The following is a 2,634-nucleotide window of genomic DNA, read 5'->3' as shown; positions in this document are numbered from 1 at the left end:
TATGGCGCGACAATCTGGATGCGACGCGCGCGACAATCAGTGTGAGATTCTACGTCGCGGTATTTTTGACGGTATCAGCCTGATTGCCGCTGGCAAGTGGCTGTTAGCTGGTTGATTGACGCGCCGCGACAATCTGGGGCGTGTCGAGTGTTGTCGCGAATGCAGCGGAGCGCGCGCGGGTTCGCTTTGCCTCGATCGCGGTGCGCCTTCTGTAGCTTTCGACATTCATCTCGAAGATGGTCGCATGGTGGACGAGCCTGTCGACGGCGGCGAGCGTCATGGCTGGATCCGGGAAGACCCTGTTCCATTCTCCAAAGGGTTGATTTGCTGTGATCATTACCGACCGACGCTCATAGCGGGCGGAGATCAACTCGAACAGCACGCTGGTTTCTGCCTGGTCCTTGGTGACGTATGCGAGGTCATCAAGGATGAGCAGGTCGTACTTGTCGAGCCTGGCAATGGCGGCTTCGAGCTGCAATTCACGACGGGCGAGTTGAAGCTTCTGGACCAGGTCTGTGGTCCTGGCGAAGAGAACGCGCCATCCATTCTCGATCAGCGCCAGGCCGATGGCCGCCGCGAGATGACTTTTCCCACCACCTGGCGGGCCAAACATCAGCACGTTGGCGCCCTTGGCCAGCCAGCTGTCTCCGGCGGCCATGGCCATGACCTGCGCCTTTGAGATCATGGGCACGGCCTCGAAGGCGAAAGTGTCCAGGGTCTTTCCGGGCGGCAGATGCGCCTCGGCCAGGTGACGCTGGATCCTGCGGCTGGCGCGCTCGGCCAGTTCATGTTCGGCGATGGCGGCAAGGAAGCGCGCGGCGGGCCATCCTTCCTGATCGGCCGTTTCGGCGAACCGGGGCCAGAGGGTCTTGATGGTGGGCAGGCGCAACTCGTTAAGCATGATGCCGAGGCGGGCCTCGTCGATGGGATGCGCGCTCTTCATGCGACCTCTCCCATACAGGCGTTGGCGACCAGCGCGTCATAGCTGTCGAGGGCGACAGGCAGCACCGAGATGGTGGGCAAATCGGCCGGGTCCGGACCGAACAGGCGACGCAGGATCATCGGGTCGGGCAGATCGCCCTTGTCCAGCAGCCTGTCCAGTTCCTCGCCCAGTTCACGCTCGCATCCGCGGTCATGTGCAAGGGCCAGCAGTTCGACGGTGATCTTGCATGCCATTCTCCCCGGCAGTAGGCCCGACAGCGCTTCGAAGGCGCGGCGATAGGCCGGGCGCGGGAAGAGCTTGTCACGATAGACAAGGTTCAGCAGCGCCATCGGCTTCCTGCGCAGGGCATGGATGACATGATGGTAATTGACCACCTGATCACGCCGGCCGTCAGGATGGGCGCGCCCCCTGGGCAGCGTCAGCAGATGAGAGCCGCCCATGATGACTTCGAGGCGGTCATCGTAAAGGCGCACCCGCAACCGGTGGCCGATCAGGCGGGAGGGCACGGTGTAGAAGACCTTGCGCAGGGTGAAGCCCCCGGTGCTTGAGACCGTGACGATCACTTCCTCAAAGTCCGTCGTGCGGTTTGCCGGCAGGGGCTGAAGACAGGCCCGCTCCGTCACGATCCGCCTGGCCCGCGCTGCGTTCCTGCGCCCGACAATCTCGTCGATGAAGGCCCGGTAACCTGCCAGATCGGGGAAGTCGACCGTCCCCCGCAACAGCAGCGCATCACGGATCGCGGCCTTCAGGTGACCATGGGCACTTTCGATGGCGCCGTTCTCATGGGCCACGCCACGGTTGTTGCGGGTCGGCTCCATCCGGTAATGGGCGCAGAGCGCTTCGTAACGCCTGGTCAGGTCAATCCCGGCGGCGGCGTCAAGGTTGCGGAATGCGGCTGACAGGCTGTCCGTGCGATGCTGATACGGCGCGCCACCCGCTGACCAGAGGGCATTCTGCAGCCCCTCGGCCAGCGCGACATGGCTTTCCCCGCCCAGGATGACATGGGCGTGTTCAAAGCCTGACCATGGCAGGCGGAAGTGAAACAGCATGTGCGCCAGAGGCTGGCCATTGATCGTAACCCCCATGGGCGACAGGTCGGTGAAGTCCGAAAGCCCCATCCGGCCAGGCTCATGTACCTGCCGGAAGATGACGTCCTGCTCGGCGCCATGCCGGGCGCGCCAGGCCCGGATGCGCCGCTCCATGGTCCGGCGGATGCCAGGAGACAGGTCTGGATGGCGACGCATCATCTCCTCGAAGATCGCCACGGGACGAAGCCCTGGCGCCTCCTTGAGAAGCGGAACGACCTCCGCCTCGAAAATCGCCTCCAGCGGGTCAGGCCGGCGCCGTTCACGGGACTTCGAATTCTGCGACGGGAGCCGCGGATCCTGTGCGATGCGATAGCCCGTGGCGCGGCTGACACCCGCTTTCGCGGCTGCCACCTCGATCGGGTGGGTCTGTCGGAGCTTCATGAAAAGCCTCGTCTGCTGATCGGTTAAGTGGCGACCCGGCACAAGGGTGGTTCTCCATATGGAAAAACCCAAGCTTACCGAGACGACCGCAAACGCAGACGCACATGCGCACGCTGTGGTGGGCCTGATCCTGCAGTCGGGCTACGCCCTCCCTCCGTCTCAGCCCCACCACAGCGTCTCACCCAGATTGTCGCGGAATCTCACCCTGTTTGTCGCGCGGCA

2 protein-coding genes are annotated in these 2,634 nt (G+C 63.7%); both read right to left on the bottom strand.

Features of this window, described 5'->3' with window-relative positions:
* Window positions 1–103: 103 nt before the first annotated feature.
* On the bottom strand, window positions 104–943 hold the full coding sequence (gene istB / locus IE243_RS22495) for an IS21-like element helper ATPase IstB (RefSeq protein ID WP_191321519.1): 840 nt from the start codon (window positions 941–943) through the stop codon (window positions 104–106).
* Window positions 940–2,454 (bottom strand): IS21 family transposase, encoded by a 1,515-nt coding sequence (istA, locus tag IE243_RS22490; protein ID WP_191321518.1) that lies wholly within the window; start codon window positions 2,452–2,454, stop codon window positions 940–942. Before istA ends, istB begins: the two co-directional genes overlap by 4 nt.
* Window positions 2,455–2,634 lie beyond the last annotated feature (180 nt).

The sequence above is a fragment of the Camelimonas fluminis genome, assembly GCF_014656355.1.
GTDB lineage: Bacteria > Pseudomonadota > Alphaproteobacteria > Rhizobiales > Beijerinckiaceae > Camelimonas > Camelimonas fluminis.
The sequence above is the reverse complement of the archived record's forward strand: the minus strand, read 5'-3'. Positions and strand labels throughout refer to the sequence as shown.

Coding starts and splice junctions, on each gene's coding strand:
- istB (WP_191321519.1), bottom strand. CDS start 943: ATGAAGAGCGCGCATCCCATCGACGAGGCCCGCCTCGGCATCATGCTT.